At 29.7% G+C, this 22,096-nt stretch carries 27 protein-coding genes; 20 read left to right on the forward strand and 7 right to left on the reverse strand.

What is annotated here, in order from left to right; all coding sequences use genetic code 11:
* The first annotated feature begins 5 nt into the window (after positions 1-5).
* From atpG to recO, 15 genes are all read left to right on the forward strand, one after another.
* A complete protein-coding gene (gene atpG / locus CAMP18498_RS04700; protein ID WP_337197805.1) occupies positions 6-890 on the forward strand; it encodes an ATP synthase F1 subunit gamma in 885 nt (294 codons plus the stop codon).
* Positions 891-904: 14 nt separating this feature from the next.
* Positions 905-2,359 (forward strand): F0F1 ATP synthase subunit beta, encoded by a 1,455-nt coding sequence (gene atpD, locus CAMP18498_RS04705; protein ID WP_039667925.1) that lies wholly within the window; start codon positions 905-907, stop codon positions 2,357-2,359.
* Between the two features lie 3 nt (positions 2,360-2,362).
* Complete coding sequence (atpC, locus tag CAMP18498_RS04710; protein ID WP_012660943.1) at positions 2,363-2,755, forward strand: ATP synthase F1 subunit epsilon; 393 nt, start codon at positions 2,363-2,365, stop codon at positions 2,753-2,755.
* A complete protein-coding gene (locus tag CAMP18498_RS04715; protein ID WP_263683453.1) occupies positions 2,755-3,315 on the forward strand; it encodes a MotA/TolQ/ExbB proton channel family protein in 561 nt (186 codons plus the stop codon). The genes atpC and CAMP18498_RS04715 overlap by 1 nt, the downstream gene beginning before the upstream one ends.
* Positions 3,316-3,318: 3 nt before the next feature.
* Positions 3,319-3,705 carry an ExbD/TolR family protein gene (locus tag CAMP18498_RS04720; protein ID WP_337197806.1) on the forward strand — a complete coding sequence of 129 codons (387 nt, stop codon included), beginning with the start codon at positions 3,319-3,321 and terminating at the stop codon, positions 3,703-3,705.
* Positions 3,706-3,708: 3 nt separating this feature from the next.
* A complete protein-coding gene (locus CAMP18498_RS04725; protein WP_337197807.1) occupies positions 3,709-4,488 on the forward strand; it encodes a TonB C-terminal domain-containing protein in 780 nt (259 codons plus the stop codon).
* Positions 4,485-5,684: a Tol-Pal system protein TolB gene (gene tolB, locus CAMP18498_RS04730; RefSeq protein ID WP_337197808.1), complete on the forward strand. Its 1,200-nt coding sequence runs from the start codon at positions 4,485-4,487 to the stop codon at positions 5,682-5,684. Before CAMP18498_RS04725 ends, tolB begins: the two co-directional genes overlap by 4 nt.
* A gap of 68 nt (positions 5,685-5,752) precedes the next feature.
* Positions 5,753-6,238, forward strand: coding sequence for an OmpA family protein (locus tag CAMP18498_RS04735; RefSeq protein ID WP_337197809.1), 486 nt, complete (start codon positions 5,753-5,755; stop codon positions 6,236-6,238).
* Positions 6,239-6,249: 11 nt separating this feature from the next.
* Positions 6,250-7,239, forward strand: coding sequence for a tetratricopeptide repeat protein (locus CAMP18498_RS04740; RefSeq protein ID WP_337197810.1), 990 nt, complete (start codon positions 6,250-6,252; stop codon positions 7,237-7,239).
* A gap of 13 nt (positions 7,240-7,252) precedes the next feature.
* Positions 7,253-7,828, forward strand: coding sequence for an FKBP-type peptidyl-prolyl cis-trans isomerase (locus CAMP18498_RS04745; protein WP_337197811.1), 576 nt, complete (start codon positions 7,253-7,255; stop codon positions 7,826-7,828).
* Positions 7,828-8,748: an ACP S-malonyltransferase gene (gene fabD, locus CAMP18498_RS04750; protein WP_337197812.1), complete on the forward strand. Its 921-nt coding sequence runs from the start codon at positions 7,828-7,830 to the stop codon at positions 8,746-8,748. The genes CAMP18498_RS04745 and fabD overlap by 1 nt, the downstream gene beginning before the upstream one ends.
* Positions 8,745-9,431, forward strand: a complete 687-nt coding sequence (locus CAMP18498_RS04755) for a 5'-methylthioadenosine/adenosylhomocysteine nucleosidase (RefSeq protein WP_337197813.1) — start codon at positions 8,745-8,747, stop codon at positions 9,429-9,431. The genes fabD and CAMP18498_RS04755 overlap by 4 nt, the downstream gene beginning before the upstream one ends.
* Positions 9,428-10,189, forward strand: a complete 762-nt coding sequence (locus CAMP18498_RS04760; protein ID WP_047207926.1) for an ATP-binding protein — start codon at positions 9,428-9,430, stop codon at positions 10,187-10,189. The genes CAMP18498_RS04755 and CAMP18498_RS04760 overlap by 4 nt, the downstream gene beginning before the upstream one ends.
* A complete protein-coding gene (locus CAMP18498_RS04765) occupies positions 10,182-10,694 on the forward strand; it encodes a cysteine hydrolase family protein (RefSeq protein WP_337197814.1) in 513 nt (170 codons plus the stop codon). Before CAMP18498_RS04760 ends, CAMP18498_RS04765 begins: the two co-directional genes overlap by 8 nt.
* Before the next feature lies 1 nt (position 10,695).
* A complete protein-coding gene (gene recO, locus CAMP18498_RS04770; protein WP_337197815.1) occupies positions 10,696-11,310 on the forward strand; it encodes a recombination protein RecO in 615 nt (204 codons plus the stop codon).
* Here recO and CAMP18498_RS04775 read toward each other — a convergent pair.
* The 7 genes from CAMP18498_RS04775 to bamA form a co-directional block, all read right to left on the reverse strand.
* Entirely contained in the window at positions 11,294-11,614 is a 321-nt protein-coding gene (locus CAMP18498_RS04775) for a hypothetical protein (protein WP_337197816.1), read from the reverse strand. The two genes, recO and CAMP18498_RS04775, sit on opposite strands and share 17 nt — an antisense overlap.
* 61 nt (positions 11,615-11,675) lie before the next feature.
* Positions 11,676-12,602, reverse strand: coding sequence for a tRNA dihydrouridine synthase (locus tag CAMP18498_RS04780; RefSeq protein WP_337197817.1), 927 nt, complete (start codon positions 12,600-12,602; stop codon positions 11,676-11,678).
* Positions 12,599-13,582 (reverse strand): hypothetical protein, encoded by a 984-nt coding sequence (locus CAMP18498_RS04785; protein ID WP_337197818.1) that lies wholly within the window; start codon positions 13,580-13,582, stop codon positions 12,599-12,601. The genes CAMP18498_RS04780 and CAMP18498_RS04785 overlap by 4 nt, the downstream gene beginning before the upstream one ends.
* Complete coding sequence (gene dksA / locus CAMP18498_RS04790) at positions 13,579-13,935, reverse strand: RNA polymerase-binding protein DksA (RefSeq protein ID WP_087699412.1); 357 nt, start codon at positions 13,933-13,935, stop codon at positions 13,579-13,581. The genes CAMP18498_RS04785 and dksA overlap by 4 nt, the downstream gene beginning before the upstream one ends.
* 8 nt (positions 13,936-13,943) lie before the next feature.
* On the reverse strand, positions 13,944-14,399 hold the full coding sequence (locus tag CAMP18498_RS04795) for a 23S rRNA (pseudouridine(1915)-N(3))-methyltransferase RlmH (protein ID WP_263678041.1): 456 nt from the start codon (positions 14,397-14,399) through the stop codon (positions 13,944-13,946).
* Positions 14,400-14,402: 3 nt separating this feature from the next.
* Positions 14,403-15,245, reverse strand: coding sequence for an acetyl-CoA carboxylase, carboxyltransferase subunit beta (gene accD, locus CAMP18498_RS04800; RefSeq protein ID WP_337197819.1), 843 nt, complete (start codon positions 15,243-15,245; stop codon positions 14,403-14,405).
* 50 nt (positions 15,246-15,295) lie between these two features.
* Positions 15,296-17,512 (reverse strand): outer membrane protein assembly factor BamA, encoded by a 2,217-nt coding sequence (gene bamA, locus CAMP18498_RS04805; protein WP_337197820.1) that lies wholly within the window; start codon positions 17,510-17,512, stop codon positions 15,296-15,298.
* 77 nt (positions 17,513-17,589) lie between these two features.
* Between bamA and CAMP18498_RS04810 the strand changes: the two genes are divergently transcribed.
* The 5 genes from CAMP18498_RS04810 to thrB all read left to right on the forward strand — a co-directional run bounded on the left by CAMP18498_RS04810 (position 17,590) and on the right by thrB (position 22,092).
* Positions 17,590-18,417, forward strand: a complete 828-nt coding sequence (locus CAMP18498_RS04810) for a prephenate dehydrogenase (protein WP_337197821.1) — start codon at positions 17,590-17,592, stop codon at positions 18,415-18,417.
* A gap of 72 nt (positions 18,418-18,489) precedes the next feature.
* A complete protein-coding gene (locus CAMP18498_RS04815) occupies positions 18,490-19,869 on the forward strand; it encodes a M23 family metallopeptidase (protein WP_337197822.1) in 1,380 nt (459 codons plus the stop codon).
* A 2-nt stretch (positions 19,870-19,871) separates the two neighbouring features.
* Positions 19,872-20,756 (forward strand): UDP-3-O-acyl-N-acetylglucosamine deacetylase, encoded by an 885-nt coding sequence (gene lpxC, locus CAMP18498_RS04820; RefSeq protein ID WP_337197823.1) that lies wholly within the window; start codon positions 19,872-19,874, stop codon positions 20,754-20,756.
* Between the two features lie 41 nt (positions 20,757-20,797).
* Positions 20,798-21,205 carry a tRNA threonylcarbamoyladenosine biosynthesis protein TsaB gene (locus CAMP18498_RS04825; RefSeq protein WP_337197860.1) on the forward strand — a complete coding sequence of 136 codons (408 nt, stop codon included), beginning with the start codon at positions 20,798-20,800 and terminating at the stop codon, positions 21,203-21,205.
* 8 nt (positions 21,206-21,213) lie between these two features.
* Positions 21,214-22,092 carry a homoserine kinase gene (gene thrB / locus CAMP18498_RS04830; RefSeq protein WP_337197824.1) on the forward strand — a complete coding sequence of 293 codons (879 nt, stop codon included), beginning with the start codon at positions 21,214-21,216 and terminating at the stop codon, positions 22,090-22,092.
* The last annotated feature ends 4 nt before the right edge of the window (positions 22,093-22,096 follow it).

The following is a 22,096-nucleotide window of genomic DNA, read 5'->3' on the forward strand; positions in this document are numbered from 1 at the left end:
TTTAAATGTCTAATTTAAAAGAAATTAAAAGAAAAATAAAAAGTGTTCACAATACACAAAAGACAACCAATGCGATGAAGCTTGTCTCTACTGCTAAATTAAGAAAAGCAGAAGAGGTAGCTAAAAAATCAAAGGTTTTTGCTCAAAAAATCGATGAAGTTTTATCAGAAATTGCGTTCAAGATCAATCAATACGATGGGCTTGATGACAAACTTCCGTTTTTTAGAAAAAAAGATAATATAGAAAAAATGGATATTATTTTTGTCACAGCCGATAAGGGTTTGTGTGGTGGATTTAATATTAAAACCATTAAAGCCGTAAATGAAATGCTTGAAGATTGTAAAACAAAAAAAATCAAGGTAAGATTAAGAGCTATTGGTAAAACAGGTATAGAATATTTTAATTTTCAAAATATAGAAATTTTGGAAAAATATTTAGATACAAGTTCAAGTCCAGATTATGATAAGGCTTGTGCTATTATTCAAAAAGCTGTTGATGATTTTGTAAATGGCGTGACAGATAAAATTGTAATCATTCACAATGGTTATAAAAATATGATTTCTCAAGAAATTCGTATTAATGAGTTGTTGCCAGTAGAAGCTATTGTTGGTAAAGAAGAACAAAAGTCTGAATCTTTAATGGACTTAGAACCAGAAGATGAAGAAATTTTAAACGATTTGTTAAAAACTTATTTTGAATATAACATGTATTTTTCTTTGGTTGATTCTTTGGCAGCTGAACATAGTGCTAGAATGCAAGCCATGGATAATGCAACCAATAATGCAAAAGCTAGAGTTAAGCAGCTTAATCTAGCTTATAATAAAGCAAGACAAGAATCTATTACCACCGAGTTGATAGAAATCATCAGCGGTGTTGAGTCAATGAAATAAATTTAGGAGTGATGATGCAAGGTTTTATTTCTCAAGTTTTAGGACCAGTGGTTGATGTTGAATTTAAAGACTATCTTCCACAAATTAATGAAGCTATTATTGTTAATTATGAATTAGAAGGAAAAGAATGCAAGCTAGTTCTTGAAGTAGCTGCACATTTAGGTGATAATAAAGTAAGAACCATCGCTATGGATATGACAGATGGTCTTGTTAGAGGTTTAACAGCTGTCGCAACTGGAAATCCAATTAGCGTTCCAGTAGGCGAAAAAGTTCTTGGAAGAATTTTTAATGTAACGGGTGATTTGATTGATGAGGGCGAAGAAATCAATTTTGATAAACACTGGTCAATTCACAGAGATCCTCCTCCATTTGAAGAGCAAAGCACAAAAAGCGAAATTTTTGAAACAGGTATTAAGGTAGTTGATTTGCTAGCTCCTTATGCTAAAGGTGGTAAAGTTGGTCTTTTTGGTGGTGCCGGTGTTGGTAAAACCGTTATTATTATGGAATTAATTCACAATGTTGCATTTAAACATAGTGGATATTCAGTTTTTGCAGGTGTTGGTGAAAGAACACGTGAGGGTAATGACCTTTATAATGAAATGAAAGAAAGTAACGTATTAGATAAAGTTGCACTGTGCTATGGTCAAATGAATGAACCACCAGGGGCAAGAAATCGTATTGCTTTAACAGGTCTTACTATGGCTGAGTATTTCAGAGATGAAATGGGACTTGATGTATTGATGTTTATTGATAATATCTTTAGATTTTCTCAATCAGGTTCAGAAATGTCAGCGCTTTTAGGAAGAATTCCTTCGGCTGTTGGTTATCAACCAACCCTAGCTAGTGAAATGGGTAAATTCCAAGAAAGAATTACATCAACCAAAAAAGGCTCTATTACTTCAGTTCAAGCAGTTTATGTGCCAGCAGATGACTTAACAGACCCTGCACCAGCAACAGTTTTTGCACACTTAGATGCAACTACGGTTTTAAATAGATCGATTGCTGAAAAAGGTATTTATCCAGCTGTTGATCCGCTTGATTCTACTTCAAGAATGCTTGATCCACAAATTATAGGTGAAGAGCATTATAAAGTAGCGCGTGGAGTACAATCAGTGCTTCAAAAATATAAAGATTTACAAGATATTATTGCTATTTTGGGTATGGATGAGTTAAGCGAAGAAGATAAATTGATTGTTGAAAGAGCAAGAAAAATTGAAAAATTCCTATCTCAACCATTCTTCGTTGCTGAAGTTTTCACAGGTAGCCCTGGAAAATATATCAGCTTAGAAGATACAATTGCAGGATTTAAAGGTATTTTAGAAGGTAAATATGATGATTTACCAGAAAATGCTTTTTATATGGTTGGTAATATAGATGAAGCTATAGCAAAAGCTGAAACACTTAAAGAAGTTAGCAGAAAAGACGTTTGTTTAGATAATTGTAAAGTGGATAAGGCTAAAAAAGGTTAATTTATGCAAGATTTAATATCTTTAGAAATCATTACACCCCTTGGTATGATTTATCAAGGGGATGCAAGATTGGTAGTTCTTCCTGGAAGCGAGGGTGAATTTGGTGTTTTAAAAGGACATGCATCTTTAATCTCTTCTTTAAAAGCAGGAATTATAGATATAGAAAAATCAGATTCAACTCATGAATTAGTTGCTATTGATTCAGGTCATGCAAAAGTTTCTGAAACTAAAGTGAGTGTTTTAGCAAAAGGCGCTGTATGGGTTGGAGGAAATAGTGATAGTGAAATAGCAAAAAGATTAGAAGAAGCAAAAGATTTAATTAAATCTATGAGCAGTGATAGTATTGCACTTGCTTCTACTTTTGCTAAAATGGATAATAATGTAAGGCAAAAATAGTGGATTTTCAAGCAATTTTTCATTTTTTTGAAAATACAAGCTTAATCACTTATATAGTATTAGCTTGGCTTTCGGTGTATTTTATACTTAGTTTTAGTATATTATTTTCAAGGTTGATGCTTATTAATAAATGGACTCAAAATGAAAGCCAGGCTTTAGAAGCTTTAATGAGAGGCGAAAAAGATTTAAGTCAAAGTGCATCAATTTTAAAAAAATGTGTTGAAGTTGATGAAACAAAGATGAATATTTATAAAAATTCTGTAGAAAAAAAAGCCACAATAGGATTAACTTGGCTTAGCATTATCGCTTCAACCTCTCCTTTTATAGGTCTTTTTGGTACGGTTATTTCTATACTTGAAACTTTTGGTGGCTTAGAGATGCAAAATTCTTTAAGCATTATAGCTCCTAAAATCAGTGAAGCTTTAGTGGCTACAGGTTGTGGAATTTTAGTAGCGATTCCTGCATACAGTTTTCATTTGATTATTAAACGTAAAGCCTATGAATTGATTAATATCTTAGATAGCGAGATCAAAGTATTGGTAAGCTCTACAAAGGCATAGTTAATGTTTTTAGAAGAAAAACCTGAACTCAATATTACACCTTTGGTAGATATTATGCTTGTGTTGCTTGCTATTTTAATGGTAACAGCACCAAGTATCACATATGAAGAAAAAGTTCAACTTCCTCAAGGTTCGCAAAAAACTTCAAGTGTGCCAAATATTAAAAGTTTGATTATAACAATTAATGCAAAAAAAGAAATTTTTATAGGAAAAGATAAATTTGATTTTATAAGTTTTGCGGATAATATGAATGCTTTAAAAGTTCAGTATAATACTCAAGAGACAGTTTTTATCAGAGCAGATAAAAATTTAAAATATGATGATGTAATGAGTGTTTTAAGAACAATGAAACATTTAGGTTTCCAAAAAGTTGCTTTGCAAACTGAGTAGAAAATGGAAGAAAATTCTACACATAATCTTAAAGCCTTTATTTATGCAACTTTAGTTTATTTTTTTGTTGTTTTTTTGGTATTTTTTAAGTTGGTTGAATATAAACCAAAAGCTATTGAATATACTGATGATCCTAATAGTTTTATTAATATAGAATTTGGTGATAGTGCAAATCAAAATCAAATTAATATGATACAAGAATTGCAAAAAGAAAATTTGCAAAGCTTATTTGAAGAAAATCTTTTGCAAAAATATACCACAAACAAAAGCGTCAATACGCAAAATATAGAACAACAAGCAAGTGTTTTTAATGAGTTGTTTGGTAAAATAGAAGACTATCAAGAAGAAAAAACGATTAAAGTGCAATCTTCTATGCCTTCAAAAAAACCTACTTTTGCCCAAAGAGAAAAAATCAATGATTTTTCTAAGCAACTCAATGAAAATTTAAAAATAAATCAAGAATTAGGCCAATCTGTCATGGAGCAAAAAGTAGGGGTTTATGATCAATTCTTAGGTGCTGTTAGAAAATATCTTGAAGATAGATGGAGAATTTACAATCCTAGTGGTAATTTAAGTATAGAGGTAGAATTTGTAATTGATAATAATGGTTATTTTTATTTACTAAGTGCTACTAGCGCACATAGTGATAATTTTGATAAAAAAGCAAAAGAATTTTTACAAAATTTAGAAGGAAAATACATAACTTTACCTCCAAATGGTAAAATAAGAAAAATCAAAATGCAACTTAGTGATATAATTGAGTTTAAAACGGAGAAACAATGAAAAAAATACTAGTATTTTTATTTTTTTGTTCAGTATTATTTGGACAAGATGCAACAATATCTGTTGTTAATAAAGGTATGCAATTGCCTAAAATTTATATTAAAGACCAGTCTAAATTAAATGATTTAGATCTTAAAAAAAGTTTTTATAACATGCTTGTTAATGATATAAAAGTGAGTTCAAATTTTGAGATAACTCAAGATGAAAAACAAGGTGATTATATTTTTTCTTATATATTAAATAAAAACGGCAAACTTTTAGATATTGATGTTGAAATTTTAGCCGCAAACGAAACTAAAACAAGATTTTACGAACAAATTCTTTCTATCGAAGAGTATCCATTTTTAGCACATAGAAGTATTGCTCAAATGAATAAAAAGTTAGGTTTTGCTCCGGTTGATTGGATGGATCATAAAATTTTAATAGCTAGAACACAAGGTAGTAAGCAAAGTGATATTTTATTAGCAGATTATACTTTAACTTACCAAAAAGTATTGATTTCAAAAGGTTTAAATTTGTTTCCTAAATGGGCAAATAAAGAACAAAATGCATTTTATTTTACTGCCTATGAAGATGAGATTCCAACTCTTTATAAATATAATATGAAAAATAAAAATATAACAAAAATTATTGCTAGCAAAGGTATGATGGTTGCTTCTGATGTGAGTGATGATGGCAAAAAAATTTTACTTACCATGGCTCCAAAAGACCAACCTGATGTATACTTGTATGATGTAGATTCAAAAAATCTGACACAAATTACAAACTATATGGGTATTGATGTAAATGGCAATTTTGTTGATGGTGATAAAAAAATTGTATTTGTGTCTGATCGCTTAGGCTATCCAAATATTTTTATGCAAAATTTAGATTCAAATTTAACAGAACAAGTTGTTTTTCATGGTAAAAATAATTCTTCGGTTTCTACCTATAAACACTATATGGTTTATTCTAGTAGAGAAGTAAATCAAAGCGGAGTTTTTAATCTTTATTTGATGTCAACCCAAAGTGATTACATAAGACAACTCACCGCAAATGGTAAAAATCTTTTTCCAAGATTTTCAAGCGATGGAGAAAGTATTGTGTTTATTAAGTACTTAGGCTCTCAAAGTGCTTTAGGTGTTATTCGAATTAATGCAAATAAAGCTTTTCATTATGGCTTAAAAGTCGGTAAAATTCAATCAATTGATTGGTAAAATACTAAAATCATATTTTTTTTGTTATAATTAAATTATGATTTTTAAATAAACAAAAGGGGAAATCAATGAAAAAAATCATTTTTGCTTCAATTGCTGCATTTGCTGTTATTGTAAGTGGTTGTGCTACTAAAAACACTAGTGTTAGTAGTTCAAGTAGTGTAGATGGCTCAAAAGGTAGCGGTGGATCTGATAGATTTGAAAATCTTGAATCTTTAAATTCTGTAGCAAATGTATATTTTGATTTTGATAAATTTAATGTTAGATCAGATATGCAAAAAGTTATTGTGGATAATGCTGAGATTTTTAACAAAGAAGCTGCTAATGCTGCAATCGTAGTTGAAGGAAATTGTGATGAATGGGGAACTGATGAATATAATCAGGCTTTAGGCTTAAAACGAGCTAAAGCAGTAAAAGAATCTTTAGTTGCTCAAGGTGTTAGTGCAGATAGAATTAGTGTTAAAAGTTATGGGGAAACTAATCCTGTATGTAATGAAAGAACAAAAGCTTGCGATGCTCAAAATCGTCGTGCAGAATTTAAATTATCAAAATAAGTTTTAAATAAATGAAATTAAAATTATTATCAGTAGCTCTTTTAGGAGCTACTTTTTTACATGCTGAAATTTCAGCATTTGATGCAGGAAAAGTAGATACAAAAACACCTTATGGCTTAACTCAAGATGAAAAATTACAATATGAAAATCAAGAGCGCTTAAAAATTTTAAATGAATATTATATAAATTTAACAAGTAAAATAAATACAGCAGTAGAAAATATAGAAGGCTTACAAAGTGTAACTGAGGGCTTAAATGCTCAGTATTCAAAGGCTAATACAAAATTGCTTTCATTGGAAGAAAACTATCAAAATTTTGATGCAAATATTACTCAAGAAATTCAAAATTTAAGAGCTTATGTTGAAGAGAATAGACAAATTCAAGAAAAAAATCATCAAGAGATTCAAAAAGTTTTAAGCGAAATTACAACTTTGATTAATAAAATTAATGATGATTATATCTCAAAAGAAGATATGAATAAAACTATAACTTTTTTTCAATCTGAAATAGCTAGAGTGCAAAATCAGACAAAAGTAACCCCTGTCGTTCCTATTGTAAGTGATGATAATAAAACCGAAGAAATCATTCAAGATGAAAATGAAACTCAAGAAGAAGTGATTGAAGTAAAAGATGATAGTTGGAAAAAATTACAATCTAGTGAAATTTTGAAAAAAGCAATTGATGAAACTAATAAAAATCAATTTGAAGATGCAAAAGAAAAATTTGAGCATCTAATAAGTATTCACTATAAACCTGCTAGATCTACTTTTTGGCTTGGAGAGATAAGATATAAACAGCAAGATTACGCAGGTGCTTTGGGATTTTATAAGAAAAGTTTTGCTATAAGCACTAAGGGTGATTATATACCAAAATTGCTTTATCATACAGCTATTAGTTTGGATAAGGTTGGAGATCCAAAAAGTGCTAATAAATTTTATAAAGCTTTAAAGACAGCTTATCCTGATAGTCCTGAAGCAAAAGTTTCACCAGATAGAAAATAACAAAGGAGATAAAATGGCTATAGAAAAAAATAGTGTAGTTTCAATGTTTTATGAGTTAAAAGATGCAAATACTAATGAAGTTTTAGAATCAAATATTTATGCTGAACCTATTTCTTTTATTTTGGGCAAAGGTCAAATTTTAGAAGGATTAGAAGAAGAAATTCAAAAGCTTAATGCCCCATGTAATGCTGATATTGTGATAAAAAAAGAAAATGCTTTGGGTGAATATGATGTAAATGCTTTGCAAACTTTACCAAAAGAGCAGTTTGCGGGGATTGATTTACAAGTTGGTATGGAGCTTTTTGGCGAAGGTGAAGATGGCAATACAGTAAGAGTAATTGTTAGAGAAATTACTGAAAATGAAGTTACTATTGATTACAATCATGCTTATGCAGGAAAAGACTTGTTGTTTTCAATCAATATCGTAGATGTTAGAGCTGCAAGTGAAGATGAAATTTTAACAGGAATTATTGCAGGTAGTAGAAGTTGTGGATGTGGTGATGGAGGACATCATCATCATGGACATGGCGGTGGCGGATGTTGTGGAGGCCATGGGCATGGTGGCGGTGGTTGCTGCGGTGGTCATTAATGAATAGTGCATTTATTTTCCCAGGTCAAGGCTCTCAGAGTGTTGGCATGGGTTTGAGTTTTTATGATAACTCTAAAAAAGCAAAAGAATTGTTAGATAATGCTAGTGATTTTTGTAAAATTGATTTTAAAAATTTGCTTTTTAAAGAAAATGAAAATTTAAATAAAAGCGAATTTACACAAATGGCCATAGTATTAAACTCACTAATGGCTTATGAAGCTTTGAAAGAGCAAGTTGATATAGAAGCTAAGTATAGCCTAGGTCATTCGCTAGGAGAATTTAGTGCTTTGGCAACCCAAGATGCATTTAGCTTTTTAGATGTTATAGCACTTGTTAATAAACGCGGTCAATTCATGCAAGAAGATTGCTCTAAAATAGAAGCTGGTATGATGGTGATTTTAGAGCTTGAAGATAAAGTGGTAGAAGAACTTTGTCAAAAAGCATTGAGTGAGAAAAAAAACATTTTTGCGGCTAATTATAATTGTGATGGACAAATTGTAGTAGCAGGTTTAAAGCCTGATTTAGCTTCTTATGAGAGTGAGTTTAAAAATGCAGGAGCTAAAAGAGTTATGCTTTTAAATATGAGCGTTGCAAGTCATTGTCCATTATTAAAAAATGCATCTTTAAAACTTACAAAAGAATTAGAATCTATTTTAAAAGAGAGCTTTAAAAGCGTAGTGTCAAATGTTAATGCAAAAGTGTATAATGATAAAAATCAAGCCCTAACGCTTTTAAGTGAGCAACTTATCAAGCCTGTTCTTTATAAACAAAGTATTAAGGCAATAGATGAAGAAATAGATTTTTATATAGAATTTGGTGCGAGCGTGTTAAAGGGCTTAAATAAAAAAATCACTCAAAAAGAAACTTATGCCTTAAGTAAAATAGAAGATATTGATGAAATTTTAAAGGTAATTAAATGAAAATAGCTATTTTGGGAGCTATGCCTGAAGAGGTTACTCCTTTACTAGAAACATTAAAAGAATATCAAACAATAGAATATGCAAATAATACTTATTATCTTGCAAAATACAAAAATCATGAATTAATAATCGCTTATTCTAAGATAGGGAAAGTAAATTCCACTCTTAGTGCGGCTATTATGATAGAAAAATTTAAAGCCGAGCTTTTACTCTTTACAGGTGTAGCTGGTGCTTTTAATCCTAGTTTAGAAATAGGGGATTTAATCTATGCTACAAAGTTAGCTCAATATGATTTAGATATTACAGCTTTTGGTCATCCACTTGGTTATGTTCCAGGCAATGAAATTTTTATAAAAACAGATGATAAGCTAAATAATCTTGCTATAGAGATTGCTAAAGAGCTTGGTGTTAAATTACAATCAGGTATTATCGCTACGGGTGATGAGTTTATTTGTGATGAGAATAAAAAAGCAAAAATTAGAGAGATTTTCAATGCAGATGCTTGTGAAATGGAAGGAGCTAGTGTAGCTTTGGTGTGTGATGCTTTAAAAATTCCATGTTTGATTTTAAGATCAATGAGTGATAAAGCAGGTGAAAAGGCTGAATTTGACTTTGATGAGTTTGTAGAAAAATCTGCTAAAATTTCGGCTAATTTTGTCTTAAAAATTTGCGAGAAATTATGATAAATCTAAGCAAAAAATTAATCAGAGAAGTAGCTAAAGCTAATGCTAAATTTTCCTTAATAGGAGATAATGATAAGGTTTTATTAGGACTTAGTGGTGGGAAAGACTCTCTAGCTTTGGCACATCTTTTAAAGCGTATGCAAGCACATGCACCTTTTAAGTTTGAACTTAAAGCAGTAACTTTAAGCTATGGTATGGGTGAAGATTATACCAAACTTCATAATCATTGCAAAGAACATGGTATTGACCATGAGGTTATCGATTCTAATATTTATGAAATTTCAGGCGATACTATTAGAAAAAATTCAAGCTTTTGTAGCTATTTTTCAAGAATGAGACGCGGAGCTTTATACACTTACGCCTTAGAAAATGGTTTTAATAAATTAGCTATAGCCCATCATTTAGATGATGCAGTGGAAAGTTTTTTTATGAATTTTATTTACAATGGCGCTCTTAGAAGTCTAGCTCCAAAATATAAAAGCAAAAGAGGTGTAGAGGTTATTCGCCCTTTGATTTTTGTAAGAGAAAGACAACTAAGAGAAAATGCTATTAACAATGAATTAGAAGTTATTGGTAATGAATTTTGTCCTGGCATGAAATTAAGTGAAAAAAATGTAAAATTTCCTCATGCTAGAGAAGAAGCAAAGCAACTTTTAGCAAATTTAGAAAAAGAAAATCCAAAATTATTTACAAGCTTAAAAACTGCATTTGAAAATATCCACACGGATAGTTTTTTCATGGTCAAGGATAATGACTAAACTTTTAGTTGTTGTTGATTATCAAAATGATTTTATCGATGGTAGCTTAGGTTTTGAAAAAGCTACCAAGATAAAAGATAATATTCTTACTCTTTTAAAAAATCATCAAGGTGATATTGTTTTTACTTTTGATACGCATGATGAGAATTATTTAAAAACTCAAGAAGGAAAAAATTTACCTATTTATCATTGTATTAAAGATACTTTTGGTTGGCAAATGCCAAGTGATTTTGATATGTATTTAAAAAATGCAAAAAAAATCTTTTATAAGAATGCTTTTGGCAGTTTAGAATTGGCTAATTTTTTAAAACAAAATCATTATGAAAGTATAGAATTTTGTGGTTTGGTTTCGCATATTTGTGTATTTAGTAATATTATTTTAGCTCAAAGCGCTAGTATCAACTCAAAAATCATATTGCATAAAAATGCAACAGCAAGCTTTAGTAAGTCTTTGGAAAATAGTGCTTATGAAATTTTGCAAGCTTATGGCGTAGAACTTTTATAAAATGCAAGGTTTTATCTTACACACTCAGAGTGTAAAAGATGAGGATTTAATCGTTTATCTTTTAAGTGCTAAAAGAATTATTAAAAGTTATAGATTTTACGGAATGAGACATTCTAATATTTTAAGTGGATATAAGATTGATTTTGAGCTTGAAGAAAGTTCGAGGTTTTTACCGCGCTTAAAAGATGTTTTGCATATTGGTTTTTCTTGGATTTTAGATAGAGAGAGAATGTTTTTTTGGCAGGAATTTGTTAGACTTTTTTATTTGCATTTAAAAGATGTTGAAGAAATTGATAGTTTTTACTTTGAACTTTTAGAAGACTGTGCTAAGCGTTTTGAAAAGCAAGATTGCAAACGTGTTATAGTGGATGCTTATTTAAAAATTTTAGATTTTGAAGGGCGTTTGCATAAAAGTTTTATGTGTTTTTATTGTGATGAACATATACAAAAAAACATTGTACTAGTAAGAGCTTTTTTGCCCGCTCATAAAAAATGTGCTTTTGGCTATGAGTTTAAAACTAAAGATCTTGTGAAGTTTTATGAAAATTTTAATTCATCGCATTTTAGCGATGAATATATTGATAATTTATATAAAATCATTAAAGAGGGTTTTTAAGAGTAATATCATACATCATAATAGCCTCTTGTCTTAATTTTGCGATGATATTTACACTATCAATATGTGTATTTTTTATAATAGCTTCCTTGCTATTTTTAATATCTTCAAGTAAATTTTCAAGCTGTTTTTGAGAACTTTGTAGGCAAGTGCTTATACATTTTGGTTGTGTTTGTTGTAAAACTTGCTCGAAATTTAAACTTTGATTGTTAAACTTTGAAGCATGTGCTGCTAGATTGTTTGCACTTGTTCTAATGCCACCTAATGCTTTGTAAATCCCTTTTGAATTGATATGAGCTGCCATGAACCTTCCTTGTTTTATGGTATCTCTTCATTCATATTGCTTGGTAATTTACAAGCAAAAATCATTCCTTATTGAAAAATTCTTGAATATATTTTCGCATAATATCTGCATCATTAATACGATTAACACAATCTCTAAAATTTGAAGCATCTTCATAACCTTTAGAATATTCATGCAAATGTTTTCTAAATATGCTTATACCTTGTTCTTTATAATGCTTTAACATTTCTTCAAAATGCGCGAAAATGATTTTATTTTTCATAGCTTTTTCTATTTTTTTACCAGTTTTTATCTCATGAAATATCCAAGGTTTTCCTATGCTTGCACGCCCTATCATCAAAGCATCACAATTTGTAATTTCAAATACTTCTTTAGCATTTTCTGCGCTAATATCACCATTTGCTACTAAAGGAATTTTGATATTTTCTTTGGCTAAAGCTATGGCTTCATAATCAGCATTTCCACTATACATTTGTTTTCTAGTGCGACCATGTATACTGATAAAATCTACTCCAGCATTTTCACACGCTTTAGCGATGGTAATAGGATCTTTTTTATCAAATCCTAATCTTACTTTGACACTAGTTATTTTTTTATTGCTTGTTTTTTTGATAAGTTCTAAAATTCTTTGCAATTTATTAAGATCTTGCAAAAGAGCACTACCTGCACATTGTTTTATAACTTTATTTACAGGACAACCGCAATTAAAATCAATCCCATCTATAAAATCAAAACGATTTAATATTTCTACCGCTTTTTGAATTACGCTTTCATCTGAGCCTGCAATTTGAACTATGTAAGGATTTTCAAGCTCAGCTTTTTCTAGCATTTTAAGAGTTTTTGAGCTCTCATATACTAAGGCATTAGAACTTATCATTTCACTAATGGTTACATCAGCTCCAAATTGTTTAACTAAATTTCTCAAAGGTAAGTCTGAGAAACCTGCCATAGGGGCTAAAAATAAAGGTTTTTTGCTAAAATCTATCATTGTATTAATTTTTCAAGTTCTATTTTTTTATTATGTTCTCTTAAAAAGAGCAAGAGTCTAAAGTCTTTATGCTCATTTTGATCATTTCCTAATTCACTAAGTAATTCATCATACATACCAAACTCTGCTAAAGTATAAAGATAAGCTCTTAAAGCCTGAGAATGATTATCTTTTAACTTTTTAAATAAAGTAATTAATACTTGAGGTTCTATTTTTTTACAAAGTATTTTAGCACAGCGTAAATATGACTTATCATCTAAGGTATTCATACTAAGTAAAACTTCGATTTCAGCATGATTTAATTCTAAGTTTTCTTTTTCAAATCTATTTAAAAGTAATAAAATATCATCTTGACTTTTTTGTATTTTTAGTGTTTTAATTTGATTATAGGACGCATTTTCTAGCACCATTTTATAAGCAAAAATTTCTAGCTCGCCTGCTAAGGTATCTTTGTTTTTGATAAAAGAAAAAGCATAATTGTTATCATTTTGAAAGTGATTTTTTTTATTTAAAATAAAAATTTCATTATTTAGATCTAGCTTGTATTTTTTTAATTCTACAAATTCTTTTTTTTCTAAGTGTTCAAAAATATCAATAATTTCATCTATTTTAGGATTTTGAATTTTTTCTTTAAAACAAAGAGCTTGAGTGTTTTTTGCTATGTTTTGAAATTCTTGAGTTTTAAATTTAACCTTGCTTATTTTTTTTAAAAAAACATCAATAATAAAATTTTCATAATTTTTACTATCTTTAATTAGATTTTTATATTGTAAATGTTTTAAAAAGCCATAAAAACTCATATGTGCTAATGCTAGTATCATTAAAAACAAAGCAGGCAATATAACCCATAAGCTAATAGGCAAATTTAATTCAAAAGTAGAAATTGTAAAAGTGTAATTTCCTAAGTTTAGATTATAAACTAAGGCTGCAACAATTAAAAGATAAACTAAACTTGCAAAGAAAAACAATCTTATTTTCATAGCTCTTTCCTTTTTTCTAGGGTTTCACGGCAATTTATGCAATATTTTGCATGAGGTTTAACCTTAAGTCTTTCAGGATGAATATCATCTTCGCAATACTCACAAATACCATAAGTATTGTTATCTATTTTGCTTAATGAATGTTTAATTTCTTCTAGCTCGGCTTTTAAATTTTCATTGATTTTAAAGTCGATATGAGAGCTATTGTCAATTTGTTGCAAATCAACTTCATCTCTAGGTTCACTATCTTGTAGATTATGGATATTGTTTATATTGCCCTGAAGCTCTTGTAAAATTTCTTTTTGTCTTTGAAGTAATATATTTTTAAATTCTTCAAGATTTAATTCTTGCATAAACGCTCCTATTTGTGATATGGGTGATTTGTATTAATACAAAATGCACGATAAATTTGCTCTAAAAGCATAGTTTTGGCAAATTTATGCACTAAAGTCATTTTACTAAGAGCTATGCTTGTGTGCATTTGTGCAATAAATTCTTGCTCAAATCCATAAGCACCGCCTATAAAAAAAGAAATTTCATTTTTATCTTGTAATAATCTTGCAAATTCTACACTTGTAAGTTCTTTACCTTTTTCATCTAAGGCTATACAAAAACCTTTTTTATAAGGAATTAGTGCATTTGTATAAGATTTTTTTGCTTCTATGGTATTAGTGTTTTGTGCTTGATTGATTTTATTATTAAAAATACAAGTATCATTAAAACTGCAAAATTTTTTGATGAGTTTGATATAATGCTCATCTATTTTGCTAAATTCATCGTTATTGTTTTTTTGAATGCTTAAAAGATTGATTTGCATTTTTTAGTTTTTAGAAAAAAATCTTAAAAAGTCTGCTATAAATTTTTTATGATCACTTCTTTCTACAATCGCATCAATTAATCCATGTTCAAGTAAAAATTCAGCCTTTTGAAAGCCTTCTGGTAAATCAGCCCCTATGGTTTGTTTGATTACTCTAGCTCCTGCAAAACCTACTAAAGCACCAGGTTCAGCTAAGATGATATCTCCAAGCCAAGCAAACGATGCACTTACTCCACCCATGGTCGGATCAGTTAATACTGAAATATAAGGAAGTTTTTCTTCTGCTAATAATTTTAATGCTGCGCTTGTTTTGCTCATTTGCATTAAAGAATAAGTACTTTCTTGCATTCTAGCTCCACCACTTGCGCTCACTATAACAACAGGGGTTTTTTTCTCAATCGCTCTTTCAATAGCTCTAAGAATTTTTTCACCTTCTACTGAGCCTAAACTTCCACCCATGAAAGAAAAATCAAAAACAACTAATTGAGTTTTAATGCCATCTATATTGCATTCGCCACTTATTATGGCGCTTTTTCTTCCTGTTTTTTCTTCATTTTCTGCTAATCTTTTTTTATACGATTTGCTATCTACAAATTTAAGCGGATCGATTGCATATAAGTCTTTATCCATTTCTACAAATGTACCCTCATCGCTAAGTAACTCAATGCGCTTTAAAGGGTTTAATCTCATATGAAAATTACATTTAGGACAAACATTATAACAAGTTTCTATTTCTTTATAATACATTAACGCATGACAAGAATTACATTTTACCCAGTGATTTGGAGCTTCACTTGGAGCGGCTTGCTTGCGTCTTATACTAGAAAAAATATCTAAAAAATTCATTATCTCTACCTAAAATAAAATTTCAAAATTATAGCAAGATTTTAGTATTTTTAAAATCTTGCACCCAACATAAACTCAAATTTGCTCAAATCATCTTTTGAGTTAGTGTTAAATGGTTTAGCAAAAACTAAATTTAAAGCACCTAGTGGAGTTAGCCACTCAAAACCAACACCTGTACTCCATCTTTGAATTTGACTTAAAGAACTCTCACCTATAGCACCATAATCAAAAAATACACTTCCTCTTAGTTTGATTCTATCAAAGATTGGAAAGCTAAGCTCAACAGAGTTAGCAAAAGCCACTGTACCACCTGTTTCATCGCCCCACGCATTTTTAGGGCTTACACTTCTTCTATCAAAACCTCTAATAGTTCCTATACCACCAAGATATAATTTTTCATTGATAGGTAAATAACCTTGATCCCATACCTTATAAAAACTTGCTTTATAACGATAAATTAAATCCCAGCCTATAAATTCTTCTAAGCCTTGATAATAATTAAATTTAGTAGTAGAGCTTATAAATTCTTGATCTCCACCTAAGCCTGCATATTCAAGTGAGGTTGAAGCGATAAAACCTGATCTTGGTAGATAATAATCATCTGTATTGTTAAATACTATTGAAGGAGTAATGGAGCTTTTATAAGTTTTTCCAAGTTTATATCCTTGAGCGATTAAGCGATCGCTTAAGTGGTAAATATCACTTTGTTCAAGATTATAAGTTAAATCTATGCTTGTATATCTTCCTAAGGTTTTACCAACACTTATATCAAAACCATAATTTCTCTCATTATAGCTATCCCATTCTAAACGATCTGAATATAATGATCCTCCAAGAGAATAATCACTATCATTTACTCTAGGATTTCTTAAAGATACTCTACCTGAAAGTGTATCATCGCCTTTATCTATACTTACACTTCCTTTCATACCAGAACCTAAGATATTTGCATCAGATAATGAAGCACTAAGTAAAATTCCATCACTAGTCCCATAACCAATACCACCTGAGATAGCCCCAGTTGAAGCTTCTTTGACTTCTACTATCAAATCAATATGCGTATCATCTACTCTTTGTTCTTTAATATCTACATTTTCAAAATATGCAGTTCTTCTTAAGGCATTTCTTGAGTCCATTAAATCAGTTCTATTATAAAGATTACCTTCGGTTAGATAAAGTTCTCTACGAATAACTCTATCAACTGTTTTGGTGTTACCTGAGATGATGACATCTCTTATATATACTTTTTCATTTGGTATGACTTTAAAAATAATCATAGCTTCATGATTGTCTTTATCTTTTTGTATATCAGGTATAACTTGTACAAAAGCATAGCCTAAATCTGCTGTTTTAGTTTCTATGGTTTTTATATCTTCTCTTAGTTTTTCTATATTAACTATTTTTCCAACACTTAATTTTAAATCATTTGCTAAAGCTTCATTTTCTTCATCGCTAAAAATTGGATTAAAAATTTTAATCCCTTTAACTTTATAAACCTCACCCTCGTTGATAAAATAAGTCAAATCAGCTTGATAAGTATCTGTGTAAGTATTTAAAAAAGCAGGAGATACACTCACATCAAGATAACCTTCTTTTAAATATACATCTGAAATTCTTGAGCTATCATTTGCCAAATCAAAGATTTTAAGCTTACCATCATTAAAGCCCCACATCCAACCCAAAGCTTCTCTTTGTTTATTTGCTATTGCAGGTTCAATATCTGAATAACTTAAATTTTTTGCACCACTCAAATGCACTTTTTCTATGATGATATTTTCCCCACGATTTACAACAAAAGTAAGCTTTAATGAGCTTGAATTACTTAATTTTTCATCTTTGATTTCTACAACAGTATCATAAAAACCTTTGGCTTGATAAAAAAGTTTAATTTTTTCAGCAGCTTCTTTGGCTGAATTTTCATCATATAAAATTCCAGGTTTTAAGCCAACAAGGCTTTCTATTTGTTTTCTATCATTACTTGCTATACCTTGAATATCTATTTTTCCAATGGAAGGTTTTTCTATTACTTTAAAAATTAGCACCCCATTTTTTTCTTCTACTACTATATCTTTAAAATAATTTCTATCAAAAAGATTTTTAATCGCTGTATCTATACTAGCAGGATCAATTTTTTGTCCTATTTTTAATTTAGAAATCGCAATAGCACTTTCTTTAGAAAGTTGCGATAAGCCTTCAAATTTGATATCTTTAATCGTAGCTGCACATAAAGAACTTGAGAGTGCAAAGAAAACAAACCATTTTTTCATCATTTTACCTAAATTTTTATATACAAAATCGTTATAATACCAAAATATTTTTAACTAATGCTTTTTAAGGAAAATTTATGAAAGTAGGTATAGTCGGACTTGGCCTAATAGGCGGATCTTTAGGCCTTAGCTTAAGAGAGAATAAATTAATAGATTTAGTTTGTGGGTATGATATAAACAAAGAATTTGAGCAGATTGCGCTAGATAGAAAGTTAATAGATAAAATTGTTTCATTTGAAGAGTTGAAAAAATGTGATGTGATTTTTTTAGCTATTCCTGTAAGAGCTATTGTAAAAATCTTAAAAGAATTTCAAGACATTTCTAAAGATTGTACTATCATTGAGCTTGGAAGTACAAAAGAAGAAATTATTAAAAATTTACCTTCTTATTTGAAAAGTCAGTTTATCGCAGCTCATCCTATGGCAGGAACTGAAAATAGTGGTCCAAATGCAGCTATAAAAGATTTATATAAAAATGCAGTTTGTGTTTTGTGCGATGTGCAAAATGCTGATCATATTCATCAAAAAAGAGCTATAGAAATTTTTTCAGATTTAGGAATGAAGCTTGTATTTATGGATAGTATCGCGCATGATCATCATGCTTCTATCATTTCACACTTACCGCATGTGATTAGCTTTTCTTTGGCAAATTTTGTGATGAAAGAAGAAAACAAAAAAAATATAGCCCATCTAGGAGGTCCTTCTTTTAAAGATATGTGCAGGATTGCTAAATCAAACCCTCAAATGTGGAGTGGTATTTTTGAGCAAAATAAACAAAATTTATTAAATTCTATTGATTTATTTCAAAGAGAATTACAAGAGTGTAAAAAAATGATAGAAAAATGTGATATTAATGAGCTTGAAACTTGGATTAAAAGTGCAAATAAATTAAGAGAAATTCTATAAAATTTTTTATAATTTACTCTTAATTTGCTAAAGAATAATATATTTTTAAAAAAATAGATTGAAAGTGAAAATATGGTTTTTGCGCGTAAAAGATCAAATAAAAAATGGATTTTTGTAGTTTTTTTAATACTTTTAGCCTTTGTGGTATTTGTTTTAAATACAAAGTTGTTTGAAAAAAATCCTCCGTTGATTCAAACAAAATCAGATATTATTTATAGTAATTTAACAGACCCTATATCTATAGAAGTAAGCGATGAAAGTGCTTTAAAAGATATAAAAGTTACTTTATTTAAGGCAAATGAGTTAAATGGCGAAATGCTTGTTAATGAGCATGTTAAAGGTAATAAAAAAAGCATTCATTTTGATTTAAAATTACCGAAACCAGCTTATAAAGAAAAAGTTGATTCTTATAAACTTGTAATAGAAGCAAGTGATAGTAGTTTTTGGAATTTCTTTTTAGGAAATCAAGCGCTTAAAGAAGTAAAAGTTATCATTGATACTAAAAAACCGCTTGTAGAAATTTTAGATAATTCTTACCAAATCGAGCAAGGCGGAGTAGGTAGTGTGGTATTTAAAGCAAGTGATGAGAATTTACAAGAAGTTTATATCACAACTGATAAAGACAAAATTTTTAAAGCAACTCCTTTTGTAAAAGAAGGATATTATGCTGCTTTGATTCCTTGGGAGGCTACTGATGAGCACTTTAGAGCTTATGTAGTGGCAGTAGATAAAGCAGGTAATGTAAACAAACAAAGAATTAGATATTATTTTACTAATAAAAAATACCGTGTATCAAATATAAAAGTAAGTGATAGATTTTTAGATGGTAAGATCGAATTTTTAGCACAAAAATATGCTCCAAAAGATAGAGAATTAAGCAGGCTTGAAAAATTTAAATTTGTTAATGAAGATTTAAGAGCCTCTAATGAAGTTATCATTCATGATATTACGAGTAAAGTTCCTGATACTATGATTAATAATTTTAAAGTTAATCTTTTCAAACCTTTAAAAAATGGCCAAAAAGTAGCTGATTATGCTGACCATAGATTTTATTCTTATAATAATCAAGCATTTAGTAGCTCTTATCATATGGGGCTTGATTTAGCAAGCATAAAAGAAGCACCTATTATTAGCAATAACGATGGTGAAGTTGTATTTGTGCAAGAAAATGGAATTTATGGATTAAATATTATTATTTATCATGGTTTTGGTATTTATACTCTTTATGGACACTGCACTAATGTGGATGTAAATGTAGGAGATAGAGTTAGAGCAGGTGATGTTATAGGTACTACAGGTACTACAGGTTTAGCACTTGGAGATCATGTGCATTTTGGTGTTTTAGTGCAAGGGGTTGAAGTGCGTCCTGAGCAATGGCAAGATGCAAAATGGATAAAAGAAAATATCTATAATATATTAGAATCAAGCAAAAAAAGAATTTTGAGTGAATAAAAATGAATCAAACAACAATAGCAAAAGAAGTTAAAGGTGTTGGCATAGGTTTGCACAAGGGTGGGCCTATTAGTATAAAATTAGAGCCATTAGAAGCTGGCAGTGGTATAGTGTTTTATAGAAGCGATTTAGGAATTTCTTATGAGGCAAGGCCTGAAAATGTCATCGATACGCAAATGGCTACTGTAATAGGTGATCATAGAGGTTATGTTTCTACTATAGAACATTTAATGAGTGCGATTAATGCTTATGGTATTGACAATGTACGTATAGTTTTAGATGCTAATGAAGCTCCTGTAATGGATGGTAGTAGCATAGGCTTTTGTATGATGCTTGAAGAAGCAGGCATAAAAGAGCTTGACGCGGTTAAAAAAATTTTAGTGATTAAAAAGAGTGTAGAAGTAAAAGAAGGTAATAAATTTGTACGTTTAAGTCCTACGGATATGCCTATTATAAACTATACAATCGAATTTGATAATCCTATTATAGGTAAGCAAAATTATTGTTTTGAATTTAGCAAACAAAACTACATAGAGCAAATAGCAAGAGCAAGAACCTTTGGCTTTTTAAAGGATGTTCAAGCTTTAAGAGCTATGAATTTAGGTCTTGGTGGAAGCTTAGAAAACGCTGTTGTGATTGATGATAATCGTATTTTAAACCCTGAAGGTTTGCGTTTTAAAGATGAATTTGTGCGCCATAAAATTTTAGATGCCATAGGTGATTTAACCTTGCTTGGATGTAGAGTTTTTGGAGATTATACTTCTTATGCAGGCTCACACAAACTTAATCATCTTTTAACCAAAGAACTTTTAAAAGATCCTAGTGCCTATGAAGTGGTAAGTTTAGAAAAAAGCGCACATAAAGTTTATGAAAAGGTTTTTGCATAAAAAAGGTTACTTTGCTTTTAAATGTCATAGCAAAACCTTTGATGCTTGGTATTTATGAAAATGATGTATTGATAAAAACCATTGAGAATGATTTAAAAGTTAGTGAAGTTTTGCCAAAAATATTGCAAAATTTACTTTCACAATATGAGTTTGAAAAGCTTATCTACGTGCATGGACCAGGCTCTTATATGGGTATAAAAATTTCTTATGTTTCTTTTAAAACCCTAGCTATAGTTAAAAATATACCTTTAAAAGCTATTAGTGCTTTTGAGCTAAATGATAACGCTCCTATAGCTGTAAATAAACACTTATGTTTTGTAAAAAAAGATGATGATGAGATTGTTTTAGAAAAGACACAAGCGGGAAATTTTTTTATGCCCCAAAGTTTAAAAGGTTTAAATTTCAGCAAAGAAAATACACCTTTTTATGTTTTAGATGCGATTAATTAAGGTAAAAAATGAAGATTTTAGTTCCTGCTACAAGTGCAAATTTAGGTCCTGGTTTTGATTGCTTGGGTTTGAGTTTAAAATATTTTAATCAAACCATAGTTGAAAAATCTAAATTTTTTAGCATTAGTATACATGGAGAAGGTGAAAATAATATCTATCTTAAAAAAAACAATACCTTTGTTAATATTTTTTATGAAATTTATCAAAGACTAAGTGATAAAAAAGATAATTTCCGCTTTGTTTTTCAAAATAACATCCCTTTGGCTAGAGGTATGGGAAGCTCTTCTGCTGTAATAGTTGGGGCTATTGCTTGTGCTTATGAATTAAGTGGATTTAAAGCAGATAAAAATACCATTTTAAATGAAGCTTTAAAATATGAAAACCATCCAGATAACATAGCTCCAGCAGCACTTGGGGGTTTTGTGTGTGCATTAACTCATAATGAAAAAGTTTTAGCTATAAAAAAAGAAGTAGATAAAGACTTACAAGCTATTATAGCCATACCAAATGTAGCGATGAATACTCAAAAATCAAGAGCAGTTTTAGCTAAAAAAATCAACCTAGAAGATGGTGTTTTTAATCTTTGCCATGCTTCATTTTTAACTGCTTGTTTTTTAGAAAAAAAATATGACATGTTAAAATATGCAAGTTTGGATAAACTTCATCAAAACCAAAGAATGAAGCTTTTGCCCGAGCTTTTTGAGGTGCAAAAACTAGCTTTAGATAATAATGCTCTCATGAGTACGCTTTCAGGCTCAGGCTCGAGCTTTTTTACTCTAGCTTATAAAGATGATGCTAAAAAAATCAAAGAAAAAATCAAAAATAAATTTGCTAAATTTAGAGTTGAACTTTTAGAATTTGATGATGAGGGCTTTAAAATTTGCTAAAAAT

This window comes from Campylobacter sp. W0066.2, from assembly GCF_024723515.1.
Classification (GTDB): domain Bacteria; phylum Campylobacterota; class Campylobacteria; order Campylobacterales; family Campylobacteraceae; genus Campylobacter_D.